Raw genomic sequence first — 20990 nt, forward strand, 5'->3', positions numbered from 1 at the left:
CCACTACGGTGCCTCTCAAGCCTTGGATCACCGGGCCTCGGATCACCGCGCGGGACGGTGATCCAAAGCTGGCCGGGCGGCGTATTCACCGGCATGCAAGTCGCCTTGGCACAGAGTCCCGGCCCGATCTTCCTGCGAGTCACCCCGCGGCCGTCGCGGCGGGCCGTCATGGGTAGCGAGGCACCCATGCCGGAGTCGAGCGATGCGGGACGGATGACGGCGCTGCTGCTGCGGGTCGCCGCCGCGGACCGCGCGGCCTTCGCCGAGCTCTACGGCCATTACGGCCCGCGCCTCAGGGTCTATATGCGCAAGCTCGGCGCCGATGCCGCGGCGTCGGAGGACTTGGTCCAGGAGGCGATGGCCGCGGTCTGGAACAAGGCCCGGCTGTTCGATCCCGCCAAGGCCAATGCCAGCACCTGGATCTTCACCATCGCCCGCAACCGCCGTATCGACCTGATACGCCGGGAGCGTCGACCGGAGATCGATGCCGAGGATCCGAGCCTGCAAGCCGAGGCGCCGGACTCCCCGGAGGAGACGATGATCACGCGCCGCAACGCGGCAGCGATCCGCGCCGCTTTGGCCGAACTGCCGCCGGACCAGGCCGAGGTGATCCGGATGTCCTTCTTCGAGGACCGGCCGCACGGCGCCATCGCCGCCGCGCTCGGCGTGCCGCTGGGAACGGTGAAGTCGCGGCTGCGGCTTGCCTTCCGCCGGTTCCGCAAAGCCCTTGGAGAGACTGAATGAGCCCGCAACATCACCCGGCAGAGGAATTCCTGCTGCAATACGCCTCGGGTGCGGCCACCGAGCCTTTTGCGCTGCTGGTCGCGGCCCATTTGGCCGATTGCGCGGAATGCCGCGCCGCCGTGGCGCAGGCGGAGGCGATCGGCGGTGCGCTGCTGGACGGCCTGGCTTCGGAGCCCGCTTCCTCCGCCTCCCTCGACGGCGATGTCACGAAGATCCTTGCACGGGCGGCCCGCCAGCCGCAGGCCGAGCTTCCGCCGCCGGACTCAGACCTGGTGGCGCCGCTGCGGACCTACCTCAGCGACTTCGATTCCGTCGCCTGGCGTTCGCTCGGCCCCGGCATCCAGCATTGCGTGCTCGCCAGGGACAAGCATGGCGCGGTCGCGCGCCTGTTGCGGATCGCGCCCGGTCGCGGCGTCTTCGCGCACAGCCATGCCGGCAGCGAGATGACCCTGGTGCTGGCGGGCAGCTATCGGTCCGGTGGCACGCAGTTCCGGCCGGGCGACGTCGAATGCGCGGACGAAGACACCACCCACCAGCCGGTTGCCGATCCCGGGGACACCTGCGTCTGCCTTGCGGTCACCGACGCCCCGCTGCGCTTCCGCAACCTGCTGGGCCGCCTGATGCAGCCCTTCATCCGGATCTGAGCGCCCGGCCGGTTCGGCCACCTTCCGCGATCCCGCGCCGGCCTGTGGACAGCATGCACCGATTCCTGGCGACCGCCTCCCTGCTGCTGGCCATCGGACTTAGCGCCTGCCGACCGGTGGATGCGCTCAATGCCTTGACCACCGACAACGGCTACCGGCTGAGCGCCGGCCTGCGCTACGGCGAGATCGAGCGCCAGGCGCTCGACGTCTACCGCCCGGAGAAGCCGCGCGCGGACCCGGCGCCGGTCGTGGTGTTCTTTTACGGCGGCTATTGGAACAGCGGCGAGCGGGGCGACTACCGCTTCATCGGGCAGCTGCTGGCATCGCAAGGCTTCGTCGTCGTCATCCCCGACTACCGCCTCTACCCGGCGGTTCGGTTTCCGGCGTTCCTGGAAGACGGTGCGGGCGCCTTGCGCTGGACCCATGACCGGGTCGCCGGCTATGGCGGCGATCCGCGGCGGATATTCCTGATGGGCCATTCCGCCGGGGCCTATAACGCGATGATGCTGGCCTTGGACCGGCGCTGGGCTTCCGCCGCCGGGTTCGACGCCGACGGACTCTGCGGCATCGTCGGCCTGGCGGGCCCCTATGACTTCGACTTCGACACCGAGCTCCTGCGCGGCGTGTTCGGCACCGCCAGGGACCGGGCAGAGGCCTTGCCGATTACCCATGCCGGGAATCCCAGCCCGCCGGTCCTGCTGGTCACGGGCGATGCCGACCAGACGGTCGATCCTGCCAACAGTGTCCGCCTGGAACGCCGCCTGGCGGCGGCCGGCAATCCGGTCCGCCGGCTCGATTATCCCGGCCTGGACCATACCGACGTGTTGCTGCAATTCTCCAGCTTCTGGACCGCGGACAACCCGATGCGCCGCGCGGTGATCGATTTCCTTTCCCACTGTCCTCGCCGCCCGGTCCCCTAGCCGTTAAGCGCCTCGCGCAGCTTGGCGGCGAGGTCGGCCTTGCGGAAGGGCTTGGTGATGAGCTGCACGCCATCGTCCAGCGCGCCGTTGTGCAGGATCGCGTTGCGGGTGTAGCCCGACATGTAGAGCACCCGGAGGCCGGCCTGGCGCTGCTGCGCCGAGCGGGCCAGCGCCGCGCCGTTCATGCCGCGCGGCAAGACCACGTCGGTGAACAGCAGGTCGACCCGGCCGACCCGCTCCAGCGCCTCGAGGGCGCTCGGCCCGTCGATCGCGGAGATGGTCTGGTAGCCGAGGCTCTCGACCATGCCGAGGACCAGCTTGCGGACGTCTGGATCGTCCTCGACCACCAGGATCACCTCGCCCTTGTGGTCCAGGTCGAGCGGCGTCTCGTGCGGCGCCGGTTCGGCCTCCGGCTTGTCGGCGAAGCGCGGCAGATAGAGCCGGACCGTGGTGCCGTGGCCGGGCTCGCTGTAGACCTTGATATGGCCGCCGGACTGCTTGACGAAGCCATAAACCATGGAGAGCCCGAGCCCGCTGCCCTGGCCGACCGGCTTGGTGGTGAAAAAGGGTTCGAAGACGCGCTCGATCACCTCCTTGTTCATGCCGGCGCCGGTGTCGGTGATCGCAATCATCACATAGGGGCCGGGCTTGACCTCGATGTTGTGGTCGGCATAGGCGGCGTCGAGCTGGGTATTCTCGGCCTCGATCGAGAGCGTGCCGCCGTTCGGCATCGCGTCCCGCGCATTGACCGCGAGGTTGAGCATCGCATGCTCGAGCTCGTTCTGGTCGATCCGGGTCGGCCAGAGGCCGGGTGCCATATGGGTCCTGACCTCGATGGTCTCGCCGAGCGCGCGGCGCAGCAGGTCGGACATGCCGGCGATCAGCACGGCGATGTCGACCGGCTTCGGGGCCAAAGGCTGCTGGCGCGAGTAGGCGAGCAGGCGCTTGGTCAAGGAGGCGCCGCGCTCGGCGGCGCGCAAGGCATAGTCGATCATCTCGGCGAGCTTCGGGTCGCCCTTCACCTTCTCGTGCACCAGCTCGATATTGCCCTGGATGATGGCCAGGAGATTGTTGAAGTCATGGGCGATGCCGCCGGTCAGCTGGCCGATCGCTTCCATCTTCTGCGCCTGGCGGAGCTGCTCCTCGGCGATGTTGCGCTGGGTGACGTCCAGCACCACGGCCAGGCGCGCGTTATGGCCCTCGATCGTGATCTCGTGGGTGAAGATGTCGACCGTGATGACCTCGCCGTTCTTGCGGCGGTGCCGCCAGTTGCTGCTCTGCTCATAGGCGCCGACGCCCTGCTCCAGGACCGACATCAGCCTGGCGACCTCCTCCGGCGGGCGGATGTCGGGCAGGCGCATCTTCAGGAACTCGTCGCGGGTATAGCCGTAGTTGGTGATCGCGGCGTCGTTCACCTCGAGGAATTCGAGGCTGTCGCGGTCGTAGATCCACATCGGCAGCGGGTTGCTGAGGAAGAGGTGGCGGAACTGCTCGCGGCTCTTCAAGAGCTCGACCTCGGTGGCGCGGCGCTGGGCGACTTCGCGCTCCAGCGCCGCGGTGCGTTCCTGGACCCGGCGCTCCAGCGCCTCGGTCATGTCCTTCAAGGTCGCGGTTGCGGAACGGTGCTCGCCGAGCTCCTTCTCCAGCAGCAGGTTGAGGCTCTTGAGCTGCTGCGGCCCGGGCAGCGCCAGCGCCTTCGGCATCAGGTCCCAGAGCATGACGGCGGTCAGGATCGAGGCGACCGCCGTCACCGCCTTGACCAGGCCGGCCATGCCGTAGTCCGGGTTCCACAGGGTCCAGACGTCGAAGACATGCGTGGTGCCGCAGGCGACAATGAAGATGCAGAACAGCACGAAGACCCAGCGGAAGGCGATGTCGCGCCGCTTGATCACGAAATAGGCCAGTGCCAACGGGATCGAGAAATAGGCGAGTGCGATCGCGGCGTCGGAGACCGTGTAGAGAATGAGCAGGTCCGACTGCCAGAGCAGGCATTGCCCATGCGGGGCAAATTGCTGGGTGTCGAAGAAGGCGCTGAGAAAGTTCATCCGAGCCTCGCGGGACGGCATTCCGGCCGGCCGGCGGAGCCACGAGGTGCGAGTGTCGGGGCGCGCCGGAAGGTCCTGGCCCCATAGTCTCTTTGGAGATTGATAGAAATCAAGTTACCCGGCGGAAAATCCGCCGGGTAACTCACGTTGGGTTGGCCGGGGACGCGTGGAAAGGCGGAGGGCCGGTCAGCGCTCCACCACCTTCGGCCGGCCGAAGATGAAGAACAGCAGCCCGAGGGCGCCGAAGAAGGACCAGGCCGGCGCCACCAGCAGCGGCGAGATGCCGAGATTCCAGAGCGGGCTCCAGACATGCTCGGTGATCAGCGACTGCACGATGTTGAGGCTGCGGGCGCTGACCAGCAACCAGAGGCTGCCCATGGTGATGTCCGGGGCGCCATAGGTGTTCATGACACTGAGCCAGAACTCGGCGGCGCCGAACATCAGGGCCGCGGCCAGCATCACCATGCCAATGATCCGTCTTACCGTCATGGGAGGGACTCCTCTGCCGAATTGCCTGCAGGAGGAGGCTACGCCGATGGACCGCGGCTGTCACGCGCAAATGGACGCTAAGCCATTGATTTATTTGGATAAAAACTGTAGAAAACTGCTTATAAACCTAACAAATAAATCGCAAACTCACCCCCCATGGGGTGGTTTTGGATGGGTTGCACCTCGATTGAGGCTCGGATAGTTTCCGCGCGCGCAGGAGGGGTGGCCGAGTGGCTTAAGGCACACGCTTGGAAAGCGTGCATAGGTGAAAGCCTATCGCGGGTTCGAATCCCGCCTCCTCCGCCATCCTACGCCCCTTCGGGGCTTCAGGTGGCCCATCCACCTGAGGCCCGTAGGGCGAAGGGTGGTCTCCCGAAGCCTTGGCGTGGGGAGACTGGTGCCGCTTGGTCCGCTATTTTTCCCTCCCGCGGTCACAGGCGGGATGGGGGTGGCCACCGTGTGGTGCGTCTACTTTCTCGCAATGGCGACAACTACGTCGGCTCAACCGACGATCTCAGTCGACGATTCGGCGCGCAATCCCGCGGCGAAGTGACGTCCACCAAGGCTTACCTGCCGGTGGCGCTCAAGTCCTATGTTGCCGTACCGAGCAAAGTCCACGCGCGGCAGCTCGAGGTCCATTTCAAGTCCGGCTCGGGCGAGGCTTTCGCCAAGAAGCGCTTGCTGCGCTGAAGGACGCGCTCACCCCGCGCTGTATTGGCGGGTGGCTTCCGGGTCGTCCGTGGCGAAGGGCAGCGACTGGAGCTCGTCCCAGAGTGCTGCGGGGATCTTCCATTCGGCCCAGGCGAGCGTCTCCTTCACCCGTTCCGGCTTGCTGACGCCGCAGATCGTCGACGTGATGCGCGGGTCGCGCATCGAGAATTGCAGCGCCGCCGCTCCCGGCGGGACGCCGTGCCGGGCGCAGACCGCCTCGACCCGCTTCACCGGGCTCAGCACTTCGTCGCTGGCCTGCTGGTAGACATAGCGCTTGAACGAGTCCGAGCCCTTGGCCAGCACGCCGCCGGCATAGGGCGCGGCGTTGAGGACCGCGATCCCCTTCTGCGCGGCGAAGGCGATCATCGGCTCGGCGTTGCGGTTCACCAGGGTGAAGCGGTTATGGGTGATGAGGGCGTCGAATTCCCAATCCTTCAGGAGCGGCATCATCACCGCGAGCGTGCCGGCCGCGAGGCCGATCGCGTCGCACAGCCCTTCTTCCTTCATCTTGACGAGGGCGGGCAGCGCGCCGTCCTTGCCGGTCACCTCGGCGAGCGAGCGGGCATGCTCCGGATCGTGCAGGTGCAGCAGATGCACGCGGTCGAGATGGAGTGCCTTCAGGCTCTCTTCCAGCGAGCGGCGGGCCTCGCCAGCGTCGAATTTGTTGGTCTTGGGGTCGCGGTCGAGCTTGGTCGAGATCACGAAACCCTTCGGCAACCCGCCGCGTTCGCGGATCACGTCGCCGATCCGCTCCTCGCTGCGGCCGAAGCCGTAGATCCGGGAGGTGTCGAGGAAATTGACGCTGCTGTCGAAGATCGTCCGCACCGTGTCATGGGCGCGCTCGAGCGGGACCTCATAGCCGTAGGTGTCCGGCATGCTCGAGAGAGAGGAAGTGCCGAAACAGATCTTCGAAACGTCGAGCTTCATGCGTCCCATGCGTGTTCCCCTGGCGAAATGTTGGCGGGAGGATAGCGCAGAGCGAAGAAGCCTACCAGCGATGCGACATGAAATAGGCGGCCGTGATCGCGATGTTGCCACCGATCAGCGCGAGGCCGATGATGAAGGTGCCGACGGTCGGGCCGATGACGGCGAACATCACCACCACGATCAGGGCCACCGCGGCATGCAGCGCGCCCCAGAACAGCAGGCGGCTGAAATCGTGCCAGAGACGTTGGCGGTCGGCGAGCATCTCCTCGTCCGTGGTCATGCATGCACCTCCTGCAGAGAACCTCCAGCCTCTGCGGGGTCAACCCGATGATGTCGAACCTGTTCCGAGCGGTCAGAGTGCCTGGCCGACCTGCTCGAAGAATCGGAGCAGGCGGAGATCCATCGGATCATCGACCGGCAGGGCCTGGGACGAGAATTTCGCGATCACCAGCTTGTCCTCGGGGTCGATGTAGAGCCATTGGCCGTGGATGCCGATGCCGGTCCAGGCGCCATGCGCATTGCCGGTGAGGTACCATTTGCTGCGGTAGCGGCCGTTCGGCAGCAGGCTCGCCATGTCGCCGCGCTGCCAGGCGGCGCGGTCGCCGTTGGTGAGGATGTCTTCGATCCAGGGCTTCGGCACGATGCCCTGGCCGCCCAGGCGCAGCATCTCACCGAAGCGGGCGAGATCGCGGAGCGTGGTGCAGATGCCGCCGGCCGAACGCGCGGCGCCGGCCTTGTCGATGGTGACGTATGCGTCGTGCGCGGCGCCCATCGGCTTCCAGATGAGCTCGGAAAGCAGCTCCGCATAGGGCCGGCCCGCGGCGCGCTCGATGATCCAGCCGAGGAGATCGGAATTCGGCGAGACGTAGTGGAAGCTTTCGCCATGCGGCGCCTGGCCGCGCGGCAGCGTGGTCAGGAATTGGTGCAGGCCGGGCGTCTGCGCCGGATCGGCGACGGGATTCCAACCCATCGCCTCGCGGTAGCGGGCGAAGGCGCCCTGGGGATCGAGGTAGCTTTCATCGAAATCGATGCTGACGGTCATGTCGAGCACATGCCGCACCGTCGCGTCGGCATAGGCCGAGCCCGCGACCTCGGGGATGTATCGCGCGACCGGCGCGTCCGGGTCGAGCTTGCCCTGCCCGGCCAGAATGCCGGCCAGGATGGCCGAGATCGATTTCGAGATCGAGAAGATGATATGCGGCGAGTCCGGCGAAAGCCCGTTCGCATACCATTCGTAGATCAGGCTGCCCCCGCGCAAGACCAGGAAGCCGTCGGTCTCGGTCTCGCGCAGCACCTGGTCGATGCTGAGGCCGTCGGGCAGCGCGTTCGGCACCGCCAAATCCTCGGGCAGCGGCTTCGACCGCGCGGGGTCGGTCGGGATCATCGCGACCGGGACCAGCTCGGAAACATGGTGGAAGGCCCAGCGATTCCAGGGCGAGCGGCGCCAGTTGGCGAGCGTGACGGTCTCGGTAGAATCCATGATGGTCGGCTTTCAGGCGAGGTAGGGCGCGTCTTCGCGCATTTCGATGAGGGTCGGCCGATCGGCCGCGAAGGCATCCTGCAAGGCCCGCTCGAAATCGGCAAGGCTGTTCGGCTGCTCGGTGCGGCAACCGAAGGCCTTCCCGATCGCGATGTAATCCGGGTTGAGCTGGTTGACGCCGATGGTCGGGATGTTGCGCGCCTTCATGCCGTCGCGGATCTGCGCCAGGCTGTCGTTGTTCCAGAGCAGGACGGCGAGCGGCAGCTTCTGCTCCACTGCGGTGCCGAGCTCCTGCAGGGTGAAGAGGAAGCCGCCGTCGCCCATCAGCGCAACCACCGGCCGCTTCGGCGCCGCCAGTTGGCCGCCGATTGCCGCCGGCAGGGCGAAGCCGAGGGTGCCGTAGCCGGCCGGGAAGAACCAGGTCTTCGGGTCGAAGGCGGGATAGAAGCCGTAGCCGGTATAGGCGAGCTGGGTCATGTCGGTGAAGACCATGCCGTCCCGCGGCACCGCGCGGCGGAGCGCTTCGAGCACCTTCACATGTTTCTGCTCCAGGGCGGTGAGCTTCGCGCGCTCGGCGGCGCGGCACTCGGCGATCTCGTTGCCGCCCTTGAATCCCGAGGTTGCCGCGCCGAGCTTGTCGAGGGCGGCGCCGATCGCGGCGAGGGTCACCTTGGCATCGGCGCGGATCGCGACCGCGCTGTCGTAGTCACGCGCCAGCACGGTGGGATCGAGGTCAATGCGGATCAGCTGGCCGCCCAGGGTGAGCGGGCTTTCAAGCCAGACATCGGGCTCGGCCAGTTCGGTGCCGACGGCGAGGACGAGATCGGCGGTGCCGAGGAAATCCTGGGTCGCCGGGCGGTCCAGCGTGACCTCGAAAGCCAGCGGATGATCGTCGGGGATGACGCCCTTGCCGGCGATGGTCGGAATGACCGCGGCGCCGATCTTCTCGGCGACGGCGACCAGTTCCTGCGCGGCGCCGACGCTGCCGCCGCCGGCAATGATGACCGGGCGTTTGGCTTTGCCGAGCAGGCGGGCCGCGTCCTCCGCCGCCTTCGGGTCGCAGAGCGGCAGCGGCGGCGCAACGCGGGCTTTCGCTTCTCTTCCGTCCGGCTGCTTGAACACGTCGAGCGGAATCGAGATGTGGCAGGGCCGCGGCCGCTCGGTGGCGAAGAGCGCGAAGGCGCGGTGCACCAGTTCGCGCACCTGGTCGGGATTCTGCGCCACCGCTGAGAAGGCGGTGATCGGCTCGGTGACCCCCGCCTGGTCGCGGATCTCATGCAGCATGCCGCGGCCCATGCCGAGATCCTTGGTCGCGGCGACGCTGGAGATGACCAGCATTGGCTGGGAATCGGAATAGGCCTGGCCGATCGGCGTCGCGGCATTGGTGACGCCGGGGCCGCTGATGATCAGGCAGACGCCGGGCTTGCCGGAGACTCTTGCATAGCCGTCGGCCATGAAGCCGGCGCCCTGCTCGTGGCGCACGCCGATATGCCGGATGCCGGCGCCGTCGAGGCCGCGATAGGCTTCCAGCGTGTGCACGCCGGGCATGCCGAACACGGTGTCGACGCCATAGGCGTTCAGCAACTTCATCAGCGCCGCGCCGGAAGCAATTTCCTTGGTCATATCCATCAATCCTTCAAAGCCTGCGCGAGGCCGGTATAGAGCGAGCCGGTTTCGTCGACCACGACCATCCAGTCACAGCCGAGCTCCTGGGCGAAGCTGCGTTCCGGCCGGGTCCAGGCCGGCATGATCCAGGGCTTGCCCGCCGCCTTCGCCGCGGCGGCGATGCGCCGGAGGTCGCGCTTGTCTTCCTCGGTGTTCTTGTAGGCGCCGCGGCCGGAGCTGAGAGACAGGTCGCTGGTGCCGGGGAAGCAGCCATCGACCGTCGGCAGCGCCAGGATCTTCTCCACGTCGGCGCAGGCCTCCTTCGACTCGATCATCGGGAAGCATTTGACTCGGCGGTTCTCGCTCTCATACCAGGCCTGGTTGACGCCGCCGTATTTCGCGGTGCGGGTGCCGGCGAAGCTGCGCAGGCCGAGGGGAGGATACTTGGCTGCGGCGCAGACCTCGCGCGCATGCTCGACGCCGAGGATATGCGGGATGATCACGCCATCGACGCCCATGTCGAGGGCCTGCTGGATCGGCACCACCGATGGTCCCAGCACCTTGGCATAGACCTCGCAGCCCAGGGCCTTGATGTAGGCGATCAGGCGGTCGGTGGGCTCGAGATCGAACAGCCCATGCTCGATGTCGAGCAGGAATTTCGAATAGCCAAGATCCCGGGCGATCTCGACGAAGATATGGTTTGGCGTGGTCAGCCAGACCGCGAGCTTGCTGGGATCGTCAGCCATGCACAGCTCCATCCAGCTTGTTGCGTTCGGCGATCATCTTGTCGATATCGACCAGGTCCTGCAGCTTCTTGCCGGCTCTGAGCTTGGCCAGCCATTCGCCCTCATCGGCCTGGTCGGCGAGCGCGGTCCTGGTGGCGCCGGCGACTTCATCGGGCGGCAGGGCCACGATGCCGCAATCATCGGCCAGCACCGCGTCGCCGGGGTTGACGGCGACGCCACCGCAGGAGACCGGGAGATTGAACGCGCCACCGAGGTTCAAGAGCTTGGTGGTGATCTGCGAGACGCCGCGGGCCCAGGTCGGAACGCCCTGCGCGCGGATCTCGGTGGGATCGGTCACCATGCCGTCGATGATGATCCCGGTCGCCTGGCGGATTTTCGCCACCGCCGCCATGAAGCCTCCCCAGCAGGCATGGCGGTCGTCGCCGGCGCGATCGACCACCAGCACGTCGCCCGGCCGCAGCCGGTCCATGGCGTAATAGAGCAGCGTCGAGTCAGGCCCGGGGATCGACAGCGTCACCGCCGTGCCGGCGATGCGGCGGCCGTCGAGGATCGGCCGCAAGGCGGGTGCCATAAAGCGATCGTGCAGATAATGGCCGATCGTCGCGACCTCCACCTTCTGCAGCTCGGTCATGGCATCGGCCGGCAGTTGCGGCGGCATCTCTTGGATCCGGTATGACTTGAAACTCATTTCGCTCACTCGGTGAGAACGCGGATGTCGGCAGTGCAAACGTAGAGGCTGCAGCGGTCGCCATGCGCGATGTCGGGGATATGGCGCCCGCTGTTTTGGATGCGGACAAAGACGGTCTCGCCGGAATCGAGCCGGACCTGATAGCGCCGGTCGGTGCCGATATAGATCGATTCCTGCAAAACGCCGTCGAGCTTCAGCAGCGGCGCCCGGGCGTTCTCATAAGGCGCGAAAGAGAGAGCCTCCGGACGGAAGGCCAAGGTCGCATCGCTGCCGGCTGCAAGATTCGCCGGCAGCTCGATTGCCGTGGCCTTGAGGAAGTTCATTTCGCCGATGAAGCCGGCACCGAACAAAGTGGTCGGCCGCTCGTAGATGCCGATCGGGTCATCGACCTGCAGCACCCGGCCCTTGTGCATGACCGCGATCCGGTCGCTCATGGTGAGCGCTTCTTCCTGGTCGTGGGTCACGAAGATGAAGGTGATGCCGAGCCGGCGCTGCATATGCTTCAGCTCGATCTGCATCTCCTTGCGGAGCTTCAGGTCCAGCGCGCCGAGCGGCTCGTCGAGCAGCAGCACCGCCGGCCGGTTCACCAGGGCGCGCGCCAAGGCGACGCGCTGCTGCTGGCCGCCGGAGAGCGCCGAGGGCTTGCGGGCGATCATGTGCTCCATCTGCACCAGCTTCAGCGCCTCTTCGACCCGTTGCTGGCGCTCCGGCTTGGCGACGCCCTTGACGTCGAGGCCGAAGCCGACATTGTCGCCGACGTTCAAGTGCGGGAACAGCGCATAGGACTGGAAGACGGTGTTGACCGGCCGCAAATGCGCCGGAATGCCGTTCATGCTCTGGCCGCGGATCAGCAGGTCGCCGGCGGTCGGCTGCTCGAAGCCGGCGATCATGCGCAGGGTCGTGGTCTTGCCGCAGCCCGAAGGCCCCAGCAAGGTGAAGAACTCGCCGTTGCCGATCGCGAGGTTGATGTCGGAAACCGCGTTGATCTCGGCCGAGGCCCCGGCGGTGCCGAAGCTCTTGGAGACGTTGCGCAGCTCGACGGCGGTATCGGTCATCAGAATTCGATCCAGAAAGCCGAAGAAAGGCGGCGGGGCGCGGGAGGATGCGCCCCGCCGTCAGGTATGGATGGTCACTCGGTGGCCTTCACCTTGGTCCAGCCGTCCTGGTAGTGTTTCATCGCATCACCGAGATCGAGGATGAAGTCGGCCTTGGCCAGCTTGTCGGCCGGCGGGAAGACTGCGGCGTTCTCGGCAAGCTCCTTCGGCAGCAGTTCTTTCGACTTCTCGACGGCGCTCGCCACCTTGGTGAGGGTCGTGACCTTGGCGGCGACTTCCGGCTTCAGGATGTAGTCCAGGAACTTGTAGGCGGCGTCGATGTTCTTCGCCCCCTTCGGGATCGAGAAGCCATCCACCCACATCGTGCCGCCTTCATCGGGCAGCACGTAATGCACTTTCGGATTCTGCTCGATCGCCTGCAGCACGTTGCCGCTCCAGGCCTCGACGATGCAGGCCTCGCCGGAGGAGACCAGGTCGGCGAAGTTGGTGCTGTTATAGCCGGCCAGCAGCGGCTTCTGGTCGATCAGGGTCTGGGTCGCCTTGGCGATCTCGTCGGCGTTGGTGGTGTTGGCCTTGAAGCCGTTCACCTGCAACCCGGCGATATAGGCCGCCAGCATGTTGTCCAGCATGTAGATGCGGCCCTTGTACTGCGGGTCCCAGAGCGATTTCCAGGAGCTGATCGGCTCCTTCACGCAGTCGGCGTTGTAGGCGAAACCGGTGGTGCCCCAGATGAAGGGAATGCTGACCTTGTTGCCGGGATCGAAGGAGATCTCCTGGAACACCTTGCTGAGGTTGCTCCGATTCGGGATCTTGGCATGGTCGAGCGGTTCGACCAGCCCCTTCTTCTCCAGGATCTGCACCGCGTATTGCGAGGGCTCGATCAGGTCGTAGCCTGCGGCGCCGGCTTCCAGCTTGGCGATCAGCGATTCGTTGGAGTCGAAGGTGTCGAGCGTCACCTTGATTCCGGTTTCCTTGGAGAAATCGTCCAGGATCGCCTGCGGGACCTCATCGGCCCAGGCATAGATATGCAGCTCTTGCGACCCCTTCGATTGCATGAAGAGGTAGCCGCCGGCCACCACCACGGCGGCGACGACGATCCCGGCCAACACTTTCTTGTTCATGATCCACCCTTTCTTCCTAACGGAAAGCCCCTTGACGTTACTTCTTCACAATGAGCGACAGGTGCCGCCCCATCACGACCACGACGACGAAGACGTTGAGCAGCACCATCAGCGCGCCCAGGGCGTTGATCTCCGGCGTGATGCCAAGTTTCAGCATCGAGTAGATCCTGAGCGGCAGCGGCGTGGTGCCGACCCCCGAGGTGAAGGTCGACATCACGAAATTGTCGAAGGACAAGGTCGCCGCCAGCAGGAAGGCGGTGACGATCGGCGGCAGCAGCAGCGGGAAGGTCACCCGCCAGAAGGCCTGCCATTCGTCGGCGCCGAGATCCGCCGCCGCCTCCTCCAGCCTCTTGTCGAGCGAAGCCGCCGCGGAACGCACGATCAGGGTGGCGAAGGGCACCGAGATCAGCACATGGCTGACGATCATGGTGAAATAGCCGAGCGTCACGTTCATCGCCACCATGAAGACCAGCAAGGCGACCGCCAGCACGATTTCCGGCAGCACCATCGGCGCCAGCAGCAGGGTGGCCAGCGCGTCGCGGCCGGGAAAGCGCCGGCGCACGATGGCGAGCGCGGTCAGCGCACCGATCGCCGTGCTGACCAGCGCGGAGACGAAGGCGATGACGGCACTGACCTGCAGCGCCTGCCGCAGGCCGCGGTCCTGGAACACCTCGCCATACCAGTCGAGGGTGAAGCCGCTCCAGACCACGGTCGAGCGCGAGGCGTTGAAGGAATAGATCACCAGCACCACGATCGGCAGGAACAGGAACAGATAGGCGAGCAGGGTGACGGCGGGCGAGATCCGGCCGAGCAGATGATGTTCGACCCAGATCCGGGTCTTCTGCCGGCGCGTGAGGGCGGAGTCGGTCATGCCCGCGGTCATGCTCTGGCCGCTTCGACGCGGCGGAGCGCGCGCATGTAGAGGAGGATGCCGAGCGAGGAGAAGATCAGCAGCACGACCGAAACCGCCGAGCCGAGAGGCATGTTGCGGAAGTCGAGGAAGAGCTGGACGATGAGGTTGCCGACGATGATGCTCTTGCCGCCGCCGAGCAGCACCGGGATGGCGAAGACACCCATCGAGGGCACGAAGACAAAGAGGCAGGCCGCCATCACGCCTGGTAGCGAGAGCGGCAGGGTCACGCGCCGGAAATTCTGCAATGGCCCGGCGCCGAGATCGCGGCCGGCCTCCAGCAGCGCCCGGTCGATCGGCTGCAAGGCAGCGTAGATCGGAAACACCGCCGAGGGCAGGAAGGCGTAGACCAGCCCGACCAGAACCGCGCCGTAGGTGCCGAGCATCCGGGCCGGCTCGTCCAGGATGGAGCTGGTGAGGACCGCATTGATCATCCCGTTGCGGCCCAGGAGCACGACCCAGGCGGAGATGCGAATGAGGAAGTCGATCCAGAACGGGATCAGCATCAGGATCAGCAGGACCGGCGCCCAGCGGCCCGCCCGGAAGGCGATGAAATAGGCGATCGGATAGGCCGCGAGGACGCAGAGTACCGTGTTCCAGAAGGCGAGCTTCACCGAGTTCCAGAAGATCGGCACGTAGAGCGGCTGGAACAGCTCGCGGTAGGAGTCGAGCGTGAAGCCCGGCACGATTCCGCCATAGGCATCGCGACCGGCGAAGCTGTAGCCGATCACGATAATCATCGGCACGATCAGGAAGACGGCGATTAGCACGGTCGAAGGCGCCAGCATCAGCAGGGTGACGATGAAGCCGCGCCGATTCGCCATGTCAGGCCTCGGCCGATTGTTTGGGCGAATCGGCATTGCGCGTCTGGGGCGCGATTCCGATCATGACCATGGGATCGAACTCGAGATGCCGGCGCATCGCGCGCTCGGCCAGATCGGGATCACCCGCCGTGATGGCATCGAATACCGCGACGAAGTTCGCGATCTCGTCCTTCACCAGGGTGATCGGGATCTTCGAGAGATAGAGGGTGCGGACCGAAAGGCCGTAGAAGCGCGTCAAGTTCGCGGCGAGGTAGCGATTCCCGGAAGCTGCGGCGATCAGCCCATGGAAGCGCTCATCGATCGCGAGATTCCAGGCGGGATCGCGGTTGTCCGCCGCGATCCCGGCGCGGGCTTCATCCAGCAATGCGCGCTGCGCCGCCAAAGCCTCCGGCGTCGCGCGCTCAGCGGCCAGCCTTGCGGCCTGGATCTCCATGGCGAGGCGCGCTTCGAAGATCTGGAACATCTCGGCCGCGGAGATCGTGGTGACGAAATAGCCGCGCCGCGGCACGACCTCGATCAGGTCTTCATGCGCCAGGCGCTGCAACGCCTCGCGCAGCGGCGTGCGGCCGACCCCGAGGCGCTCCATCTCGGCCGCCTCCTCGATCAGCGCCCCGGGCTTGAGCGCGCCGTGGATCACCAGCTCCCGCAGCCGCTCGTAAGCCGTATCGCTCTGCCGTATTCCCGATTTTGCCACGTTAAACTATTGTTTTTACTTTAATATATTAATAGTATGTCATAAATATATGCGCGTGCGCAAGCAGCCCGCGCGATCAACCGGGAGGTGCCGCAGGCCTATTCTTCCGGCTCGGCGATGAATTGCAGCGGATAGCCCTTGGACTGGGCCATGTCGGTGGCGCGGGTCGCCTTGGTCTCAGCGATGTCCTTGGTGAAGACCGCGACCACGCAGAGGCCCTTGGTATGCGCCGTGTACATCACCGCATGGGCCTGGTCCTCGGTCATGCGGAACTCGGCTTTGAGCACGCGCACCACGAATTCCCGCGGCGTGTAGTCGTCGTTCAGCAGGATGACCTTGTAGAGCCGCGGCTTCTCGACCTTGAGCTCCGGCTTGATGACCGGTTTGACGGTGAAGTCAGGCATCGGACGACCTCTGGGGACTCCCGTTACGCCATTCCCCCAAATCGCGCTTCCGCAGCCTAGTTCCATTGCGCGGCGATGTCACCTGTGCGGGCCGTCACAGTCCTGACGGCGGCTGTCACAAGACCCGGCCCGGCTCCGTCTTTCGGGGCAAGACACCAACCCAAACCAAAGGAGACTTGAGATGAAAGCCCGCCTGAACGCCTATACCGCCGCCCCCGAGACCATGAAGGCGGTCGCCGCGATCGAGCCCATCATCGCCGCCAGTGGCCTGGAGCATTCCTTGATCGAACTGGTGAAGACCCGCGCCTCACAGATCAACGGCTGCGCCTATTGCATCCACATGCACACCAAGGACGCCCGCGCCCATGGCGAGACCGAGGAACGGCTCTACCTGCTCGACGCCTGGCGGGAATCCCCGCTCTACACCGAGCGCGAGCGCGCCGCCCTGGCCTGGACCGAGGCGCTCACGCTGATCGCCGAGACCCATGCGCCGAACGAGGTCTACGAAGAGGTTCGCAAGCATTTCAACGAGGCCGAAACCGCCAACCTCACCACTCTGATCGGCGTGATCAACACCTGGAACCGGATCGCCATTGGCTTGCGCTATTTGCATCCGGTGAAGGCTAGGGCCGCTTAAGGAGAATGAATATGACACGCGAGTCCAAGATCCTCGCCGCCCTGGCGCTCGGCGCCGCCGCCTTGTTCTCCGGCTTCAGCGCGTCCGCGAGCGACGATGCGAATGCGCAGCAGATCTTCGCCAAGCTGCTGCCGAACGTGCCGGGCAAGGCGATGAGCGCGGTGGTGGTGAACTACGCGCCCGGCGGCAAGTCGGGGGCGCATCATCACGCCGGCAGCGTTTTTGCCTACGTTCTCACAGGGTCGATCCGCTCGCAGGTTTCGGGCGACGACGAAGCCAAGGTCTACAAAGCCGGCGAATCCTTCTTCGAGCCGCCGGGATCGAGCCACTTGGTCAGCGAGAATGCCAGCGCCACCGAGCCGGCATCGCTGATCGCGATCTTCATCGCCGATGAGGGCGCCGCGCTCACCGAACCGGGCGAAGCCAAGTAGCTACCTCCGTTCAGCGAACTTGACCACGCCGCGGTCGTTGTCGGCCTCGCCGTCGAAGATGGTGAAATAGCCGTTCATCAGCGGCAGGCCGAGGATCGCGAAGCCCGGCTCGCCTTGCGTCAAGGCGAGCTGGGCGAGGCCAGGCTTCGGCGCGTTCACCTGCCAATAGTCCTGCGGGCGGACCTTCAGGACCACGTCGGTCTTGCCCAGGCCCTGCAGGATGAAGGTGAGGTCCGGCCATTTCCCGAGATTGAGTCCATCCATCGGCACGCAAGGGTGCTTCTTGCGCGCGAGCGCCGCCTGCATCAGGCGCTGCTGGTCCGGTCTGAAGCGCGAGATCACGGCTTTGAGCAGGAGCGGACCGAGATCGATGCTGGTCGTGCCACTGTCGACAATCGAGTTCGAAGGATAGCCCGCCGGCGGCTGCTGATGCACGCTAAGCGGCGCGGTTTCGCCGACGATGATGGCCTTCAGGTTGGTGTTGTACCATTGCTCGGCCAGCACCTTCGCGGTCTGGAATTTCCCAGTATAGAACTCGCGGCATTGCGTGCCGCCGCCCAGCACCATCCAGCCCTGGTTCAGCGGATCGTCCGCCGGATTCCGGCTCGCTCGGTGGATACAGGAGCGCAAGGTGTAGAAGCCGAAGATGTCGGAGACGACCTTCAGTTGATCGAGGTGCCGCAGATAGGGCGTGATCTGGGTGTAGCGCCCTTCGCGGACCTTGGTGCTGCTGTAGCGATTGGCCGTGGTGTCCAGTGGCATCTCCCAGGCCTCGTCCAGCGGCGCATAGGCCAAGCCGAGAATGCCGTCGGTGCGGCCGAACATGCCCTTGGACTGCTCGGTGGCGAGCGCCAGATTGATGTTCTGCGCGGTGATGCGCTTGCCCTTGCGGCCGACCGCGACCGCGGTCTTAATCACGCCGCCCGACCAATGCGCGCCGTCGGAATAGCTCATGTATTGCGCGAAGCGGGTGGTGCGGTCGCCGGCCGCCAGGTCGGGTTGGTACTTGCGGCCGTCGATGGCGAAGACCGCACTGCCGCTGTCCAGCAGCACGTGCATCGGTTTCTGCCGTGGTCCCACCAGGATCATGCCGGTATAGGCGCCGTCGGCATGGACGTTGGTGATCGGGATCCGCGCGACCCGCCCCATGGGCGCACCTATCCGCGGCCCCCGCTAACCACGACCGACAAAGGGCATCTTGGTCGCCATCACGGTCATCGTCAGTACATTGGCCTCAAGCGGCAGGCTGGCCATATGGAGGACGGAGCTCGCCACATGCGCCACGTCGAAGGTCGGCTCGGTCTTGACCGAAAGGTCGGCCTGCAGCACGCCCTTGGTCATCGCCTGCGCCATCGGGGTGAGCGTGTTGCCGATGTCGATCTGGCCGCAGGCGATGTTGTATTTCCGCCCGTCGAGCGCAGTCGACTTGGTAAGGCCGTGTACAGCATGCTTCGACGCCGTATAGGGCGCCGAGTTCGGTCGCGGCGCCGTCGCCGAAATCGAGCCGTTGTTGATGATGCGGCCGCCCTGCGGGTTCTGGTCCTTCATGATCTTGAAGGCTTCCTGGGTGCAGTAGAAGACGCCACTGATATTGGTATCGACCACGGCCTTCCACTGTTCCGGCGTCAGTTCTTCCAGGTTGATCGCCGGGGCGATGGTGCCGGCGTTGTTGAACAGCACGTCCAGCCGCCCGAAGGCCGCCTTCACCTGGGCGAAGAGGGCGGCGACCGACTTCGGATCGGTGACGTCGGCCGGGATGGCGATCGCAGGCTTACCCGCCTCCGCCACCACCTCGTTCAGCGGCTCGGCGCGGCGGCCGGTGACAGCCAGGCGATAGCCCGCCTTGGCGAATGCGAGGGCGACCGCGCGGCCGATGCCGCTGCCCGCGCCGGTGACGAGCACGACCTTGCCTTGATCACTCATGGTTGGACTTTCTGTGCCTGTGGGATTCGGTCGGGCACGCTAGCGGATGGTGCTGCCCCTGCCAAGACCGAGCGCTAGATCTGAAACGCTCCGGCTGCATCAATCCCCTCCCCAACCTTCCCCCAATCTTGGGGGAAGGGAAGAGTGAGGCTGTCTAGCGCCGCAGCCGTTCAAAAGAGTCCCTTCCACCGAGATCGGGGGAGGGCTAGGGCGGGGGTTGATGCCGCCGCGGTGCTTTAGATTCAGCGCTAGATCTACCCAGCTCAAGCCGTCTTCGCCGCCTTGACGCCGAGCTCTTCCTCCATCGCCGCGCGCATCCTGTATTTCTGGACCTTGCCGGTGACGGTGGTCGGGAAGGCGTCCACGAAGCGGACGTAGCGCGGGATCTTCTGGTGGGCGATCTGACCGCGGCAGAATTCCTGGACTTCCGTCTCGGTCAGGGTCTCTCCGGCGCGCAGGCGCACCCAGGCGCAGAGCTCCTCGCCATATTTGGCGTCGGCGACGCCGAAGACCTGCACGTCCTGGATCTTCGGGTGGCGGTAGAGATATTCCTCGACCTCGCGCGGGTAGACATTCTCGCCGCCGCGGATCACCAGATCCTTGATCCGGCCGACGATGTTGCAGTAGCCGGCCTCGTCGATGGTGGCGAGGTCGCCGGTATGCATCCAGCGCCCGGCGTCGATCGCCTCGGCGGTCTTGTCGGCTTGCGCCCAGTAGCCGCGCATCACCGAATAACCGCGGGTGCAGAGCTCGCCCTTTTCGCCGCGCGGCAGGATCCGGCCCTCGGCGTCAATGATCTTCACTTCGACATGCGGGTGGACCCGGCCGATGGTGGAGACGCGTCGCTCGATCGGGTCATCGACCGCGCTCTGGAAGCTGACCGGGCTGGTCTCGGTCATGCCGTAGCAGATGGTCATCTCGCGGACATTCATCACCGCCATGACCTTCTTCATGAGCTCGATCGGACAGGGCGAGCCGGCCATGATGCCGGTGCGCAAGCTCGCCATCGAGAATTCCTTGAAGCGGGCATGCTCGAGCTGGGCAATGAACATGGTCGGCACGCCGTAGACCGCGGTGCAGCCCTCGCCAGAGATCGCCTCCAGGCTGGTCAGCGGGTCGAAGCCCTCGCCCGGATAGACCATGGCGGCGCCGGTGGTGACGGCAGCGAGATTGCCCATCACCATGCCGAAGCAATGGTAGAGCGGTACCGAGATGCAGATCTTGTCCTCCGGCGTCAGCGCGCAGCCGCGACCGACGAAATAGCCGTTGTTGAGAATGTTGTGATGGGTGAGGGTGACGCCCTTCGGGTTGCCGGTGGTGCCGCTGGTGAACTGGATGTTGATCGGGTCGTCGAATTGCAGGGTGTCGGCGAGGCGTTTCAGCTCCGCACGCTGGATATCTCCGCCGCGTTTGGGGACGTCGGCGAACGGGATGGTGCCCGGATTGTTGCCGGCGATCTGGATCACCATGCGCAGGCTCGGCAGCTTGGCGGCTTTGAGTGCGCCGGGTTTGGCACCGGCGAGCTCGGGCGCCAGGGTGTTCAGCATGCCGATATAGTCGCTGGTCTTGAATTGCGTCGCGGTGACGATCGCCGCGCAGCCCACGAGATTGAGCGCATATTCGAGCTCGGTCAGGCGATAGGCGGGATTGATCGTGACCAGGATCAGCCCGGCCTTGGCCGCGGCGAACTGGGTCAGCGCCCATTCGGCACGGTTCAAGGACCAGATGCCGATCCGCTCGCCGGGTTTCAGCCCGAGTGCCAGCAGGCCGGCCGCGAAGGCGTCGGCCTCGTCGCGGAGTTGCTTCCAGCTCCAGCGCGTGCCGGTGCCGCGATCGATTAGCGCCGGCCGATCGGGCCAGGCATGGGCAGCATCGTCCAGCGCCTGGCCGATGGTCTTGCCGAGCAGCGGCGTATCGCTGATGCCGCTGACATAACTCATCGCTTGCGTCATCGCATCCTCCCGTTAGAGGCGCCCCGTCTGCTGCGGGGCT

23 protein-coding genes and 1 tRNA gene are annotated in these 20990 nt (G+C 65.6%); 7 read left to right on the forward strand and 17 right to left on the reverse strand.

What is annotated here, in order from left to right; genetic code table 11:
* Positions 1 to 186 precede the first annotated feature (186 nt).
* From ACYQ4T_RS14900 to ACYQ4T_RS14910, 3 genes are read left to right on the forward strand one after another with little or no spacing between them, the layout of a single operon-like run.
* Positions 187 to 744, forward strand: a complete 558-nt coding sequence (locus ACYQ4T_RS14900; protein WP_459855549.1) for a sigma-70 family RNA polymerase sigma factor — start codon at positions 187 to 189, stop codon at positions 742 to 744.
* A complete protein-coding gene (locus ACYQ4T_RS14905; protein ID WP_459855551.1) occupies positions 741 to 1388 on the forward strand; it encodes a ChrR family anti-sigma-E factor in 648 nt (215 codons plus the stop codon). Before ACYQ4T_RS14900 ends, ACYQ4T_RS14905 begins: the two co-directional genes overlap by 4 nt.
* Positions 1389 to 1441: 53 nt before the next feature.
* On the forward strand, positions 1442 to 2308 hold the full coding sequence (locus ACYQ4T_RS14910) for an alpha/beta hydrolase (RefSeq protein WP_459855554.1): 867 nt from the start codon (positions 1442 to 1444) through the stop codon (positions 2306 to 2308).
* Here the strand turns inward: ACYQ4T_RS14910 and ACYQ4T_RS14915 are convergent.
* Positions 2305 to 4353 carry a hybrid sensor histidine kinase/response regulator gene (locus ACYQ4T_RS14915; RefSeq protein ID WP_459855556.1) on the reverse strand — a complete coding sequence of 683 codons (2049 nt, stop codon included), beginning with the start codon at positions 4351 to 4353 and terminating at the stop codon, positions 2305 to 2307. The two genes, ACYQ4T_RS14910 and ACYQ4T_RS14915, sit on opposite strands and share 4 nt — an antisense overlap.
* A 186-nt stretch (positions 4354 to 4539) precedes the next feature.
* Positions 4540 to 4842: a hypothetical protein gene (locus tag ACYQ4T_RS14920; RefSeq protein ID WP_459855558.1), complete on the reverse strand. Its 303-nt coding sequence runs from the start codon at positions 4840 to 4842 to the stop codon at positions 4540 to 4542.
* A gap of 216 nt (positions 4843 to 5058) precedes the next feature.
* Here ACYQ4T_RS14920 and ACYQ4T_RS14925 point away from each other — a divergent pair.
* Both ACYQ4T_RS14925 and ACYQ4T_RS14930 read left to right on the forward strand, forming a co-directional pair.
* Positions 5059 to 5148, forward strand: a tRNA-Ser gene (locus tag ACYQ4T_RS14925).
* Positions 5149 to 5304: 156 nt separating this feature from the next.
* Positions 5305 to 5532, forward strand: coding sequence for a GIY-YIG nuclease family protein (locus ACYQ4T_RS14930; protein WP_459855560.1), 228 nt, complete (start codon positions 5305 to 5307; stop codon positions 5530 to 5532).
* Positions 5533 to 5541: 9 nt separating this feature from the next.
* On the opposite strand, the gene ACYQ4T_RS14935 is transcribed toward ACYQ4T_RS14930, so the two are convergent.
* The 12 genes from ACYQ4T_RS14935 to clpS all read right to left on the reverse strand — a co-directional run bounded on the left by ACYQ4T_RS14935 (position 5542) and on the right by clpS (position 16007).
* Positions 5542 to 6489 carry an aldo/keto reductase gene (locus tag ACYQ4T_RS14935; protein ID WP_459855561.1) on the reverse strand — a complete coding sequence of 316 codons (948 nt, stop codon included), beginning with the start codon at positions 6487 to 6489 and terminating at the stop codon, positions 5542 to 5544.
* Between the two features lie 52 nt (positions 6490 to 6541).
* On the reverse strand, positions 6542 to 6760 hold the full coding sequence (locus ACYQ4T_RS14940; RefSeq protein WP_459855563.1) for a hypothetical protein: 219 nt from the start codon (positions 6758 to 6760) through the stop codon (positions 6542 to 6544).
* A gap of 72 nt (positions 6761 to 6832) precedes the next feature.
* Complete coding sequence (locus ACYQ4T_RS14945) at positions 6833 to 7960, reverse strand: serine hydrolase domain-containing protein (RefSeq protein WP_459855566.1); 1128 nt, start codon at positions 7958 to 7960, stop codon at positions 6833 to 6835.
* A gap of 12 nt (positions 7961 to 7972) precedes the next feature.
* Entirely contained in the window at positions 7973 to 9583 is a 1611-nt protein-coding gene (locus ACYQ4T_RS14950; protein WP_459855568.1) for a 5-guanidino-2-oxopentanoate decarboxylase, read from the reverse strand.
* A gap of 5 nt (positions 9584 to 9588) precedes the next feature.
* Positions 9589 to 10311, reverse strand: coding sequence for an HpcH/HpaI aldolase family protein (locus tag ACYQ4T_RS14955; protein WP_459855570.1), 723 nt, complete (start codon positions 10309 to 10311; stop codon positions 9589 to 9591).
* Positions 10304 to 10999: an RraA family protein gene (locus ACYQ4T_RS14960; protein WP_459855572.1), complete on the reverse strand. Its 696-nt coding sequence runs from the start codon at positions 10997 to 10999 to the stop codon at positions 10304 to 10306. Before ACYQ4T_RS14960 ends, ACYQ4T_RS14955 begins: the two co-directional genes overlap by 8 nt.
* A 5-nt stretch (positions 11000 to 11004) precedes the next feature.
* The gene (locus ACYQ4T_RS14965) at positions 11005 to 12054 is read right to left on the reverse strand and encodes an ABC transporter ATP-binding protein (protein WP_459855574.1); all 1050 of its coding nucleotides are present in this window, start codon (positions 12052 to 12054) and stop codon (positions 11005 to 11007) included.
* 74 nt (positions 12055 to 12128) lie between these two features.
* Positions 12129 to 13175 carry a polyamine ABC transporter substrate-binding protein gene (locus ACYQ4T_RS14970; RefSeq protein ID WP_459855576.1) on the reverse strand — a complete coding sequence of 349 codons (1047 nt, stop codon included), beginning with the start codon at positions 13173 to 13175 and terminating at the stop codon, positions 12129 to 12131.
* Between the two features lie 37 nt (positions 13176 to 13212).
* Entirely contained in the window at positions 13213 to 14046 is an 834-nt protein-coding gene (locus ACYQ4T_RS14975; RefSeq protein WP_459855577.1) for an ABC transporter permease, read from the reverse strand.
* A gap of 8 nt (positions 14047 to 14054) precedes the next feature.
* Positions 14055 to 14909, reverse strand: coding sequence for an ABC transporter permease (locus ACYQ4T_RS14980; protein WP_459855579.1), 855 nt, complete (start codon positions 14907 to 14909; stop codon positions 14055 to 14057).
* A gap of 1 nt (position 14910) precedes the next feature.
* Positions 14911 to 15603 carry a GntR family transcriptional regulator gene (locus tag ACYQ4T_RS14985; protein ID WP_459855581.1) on the reverse strand — a complete coding sequence of 231 codons (693 nt, stop codon included), beginning with the start codon at positions 15601 to 15603 and terminating at the stop codon, positions 14911 to 14913.
* A 98-nt stretch (positions 15604 to 15701) separates the two neighbouring features.
* Entirely contained in the window at positions 15702 to 16007 is a 306-nt protein-coding gene (clpS, locus tag ACYQ4T_RS14990; RefSeq protein WP_459855583.1) for an ATP-dependent Clp protease adapter ClpS, read from the reverse strand.
* Positions 16008 to 16188: 181 nt separating this feature from the next.
* Between clpS and ACYQ4T_RS14995 the strand changes: the two genes are divergently transcribed.
* A complete protein-coding gene (locus tag ACYQ4T_RS14995; protein WP_459855584.1) occupies positions 16189 to 16644 on the forward strand; it encodes a carboxymuconolactone decarboxylase family protein in 456 nt (151 codons plus the stop codon).
* 11 nt (positions 16645 to 16655) lie between these two features.
* The gene (locus ACYQ4T_RS15000) at positions 16656 to 17075 is read left to right on the forward strand and encodes a cupin domain-containing protein (RefSeq protein ID WP_459855586.1); all 420 of its coding nucleotides are present in this window, start codon (positions 16656 to 16658) and stop codon (positions 17073 to 17075) included.
* Here ACYQ4T_RS15000 and ACYQ4T_RS15005 read toward each other — a convergent pair whose 3' ends face one another.
* The 3 genes from ACYQ4T_RS15005 to ACYQ4T_RS15015 all read right to left on the reverse strand — a co-directional run bounded on the left by ACYQ4T_RS15005 (position 17076) and on the right by ACYQ4T_RS15015 (position 20950).
* Complete coding sequence (locus ACYQ4T_RS15005; RefSeq protein ID WP_459855588.1) at positions 17076 to 18224, reverse strand: pepsin-like aspartic protease; 1149 nt, start codon at positions 18222 to 18224, stop codon at positions 17076 to 17078.
* Positions 18225 to 18248: 24 nt separating this feature from the next.
* Positions 18249 to 18998, reverse strand: a complete 750-nt coding sequence (locus ACYQ4T_RS15010) for an SDR family oxidoreductase (protein ID WP_459855590.1) — start codon at positions 18996 to 18998, stop codon at positions 18249 to 18251.
* A 263-nt stretch (positions 18999 to 19261) separates the two neighbouring features.
* A complete protein-coding gene (locus ACYQ4T_RS15015; protein WP_459855592.1) occupies positions 19262 to 20950 on the reverse strand; it encodes an AMP-binding protein in 1689 nt (562 codons plus the stop codon).
* Between the last annotated feature and the right edge of the window lie 40 nt (positions 20951 to 20990).

The organism is Dongia sp. agr-C8 (assembly GCF_054658695.1).

Excerpts from the sequence above, each read along its gene's own strand:
- ACYQ4T_RS14900 (WP_459855549.1), top strand. The coding sequence starts at position 187 with ATGCCGGAGTCGAGCGATGCGGGACGGATGACGGCGCTGCTGCTGCGG.
- ACYQ4T_RS14905 (WP_459855551.1), top strand. The coding sequence starts at position 741 with ATGAGCCCGCAACATCACCCGGCAGAGGAATTCCTGCTGCAATACGCC.
- ACYQ4T_RS14910 (WP_459855554.1), top strand. The coding sequence starts at position 1,442 with ATGCACCGATTCCTGGCGACCGCCTCCCTGCTGCTGGCCATCGGACTT.
- ACYQ4T_RS14915 (WP_459855556.1), bottom strand. The coding sequence starts at position 4,353 with ATGAACTTTCTCAGCGCCTTCTTCGACACCCAGCAATTTGCCCCGCAT.
- ACYQ4T_RS14920 (WP_459855558.1), bottom strand. The coding sequence starts at position 4,842 with ATGACGGTAAGACGGATCATTGGCATGGTGATGCTGGCCGCGGCCCTG.
- ACYQ4T_RS14935 (WP_459855561.1), bottom strand. The coding sequence starts at position 6,489 with ATGGGACGCATGAAGCTCGACGTTTCGAAGATCTGTTTCGGCACTTCC.
- ACYQ4T_RS14940 (WP_459855563.1), bottom strand. The coding sequence starts at position 6,760 with ATGACCACGGACGAGGAGATGCTCGCCGACCGCCAACGTCTCTGGCAC.
- ACYQ4T_RS14945 (WP_459855566.1), bottom strand. The coding sequence starts at position 7,960 with ATGGATTCTACCGAGACCGTCACGCTCGCCAACTGGCGCCGCTCGCCC.
- ACYQ4T_RS14950 (WP_459855568.1), bottom strand. The coding sequence starts at position 9,583 with ATGACCAAGGAAATTGCTTCCGGCGCGGCGCTGATGAAGTTGCTGAAC.
- ACYQ4T_RS14955 (WP_459855570.1), bottom strand. The coding sequence starts at position 10,311 with ATGGCTGACGATCCCAGCAAGCTCGCGGTCTGGCTGACCACGCCAAAC.
- ACYQ4T_RS14960 (WP_459855572.1), bottom strand. The coding sequence starts at position 10,999 with ATGAGTTTCAAGTCATACCGGATCCAAGAGATGCCGCCGCAACTGCCG.
- ACYQ4T_RS14965 (WP_459855574.1), bottom strand. The coding sequence starts at position 12,054 with ATGACCGATACCGCCGTCGAGCTGCGCAACGTCTCCAAGAGCTTCGGC.
- ACYQ4T_RS14970 (WP_459855576.1), bottom strand. The coding sequence starts at position 13,175 with ATGAACAAGAAAGTGTTGGCCGGGATCGTCGTCGCCGCCGTGGTGGTG.
- ACYQ4T_RS14975 (WP_459855577.1), bottom strand. The coding sequence starts at position 14,046 with ATGACCGACTCCGCCCTCACGCGCCGGCAGAAGACCCGGATCTGGGTC.
- ACYQ4T_RS14980 (WP_459855579.1), bottom strand. The coding sequence starts at position 14,909 with ATGGCGAATCGGCGCGGCTTCATCGTCACCCTGCTGATGCTGGCGCCT.
- clpS (WP_459855583.1), bottom strand. The coding sequence starts at position 16,007 with ATGCCTGACTTCACCGTCAAACCGGTCATCAAGCCGGAGCTCAAGGTC.
- ACYQ4T_RS14995 (WP_459855584.1), top strand. The coding sequence starts at position 16,189 with ATGAAAGCCCGCCTGAACGCCTATACCGCCGCCCCCGAGACCATGAAG.
- ACYQ4T_RS15000 (WP_459855586.1), top strand. The coding sequence starts at position 16,656 with ATGACACGCGAGTCCAAGATCCTCGCCGCCCTGGCGCTCGGCGCCGCC.
- ACYQ4T_RS15005 (WP_459855588.1), bottom strand. The coding sequence starts at position 18,224 with ATGGGGCGGGTCGCGCGGATCCCGATCACCAACGTCCATGCCGACGGC.
- ACYQ4T_RS15010 (WP_459855590.1), bottom strand. The coding sequence starts at position 18,998 with ATGAGTGATCAAGGCAAGGTCGTGCTCGTCACCGGCGCGGGCAGCGGC.
- ACYQ4T_RS15015 (WP_459855592.1), bottom strand. The coding sequence starts at position 20,950 with ATGACGCAAGCGATGAGTTATGTCAGCGGCATCAGCGATACGCCGCTG.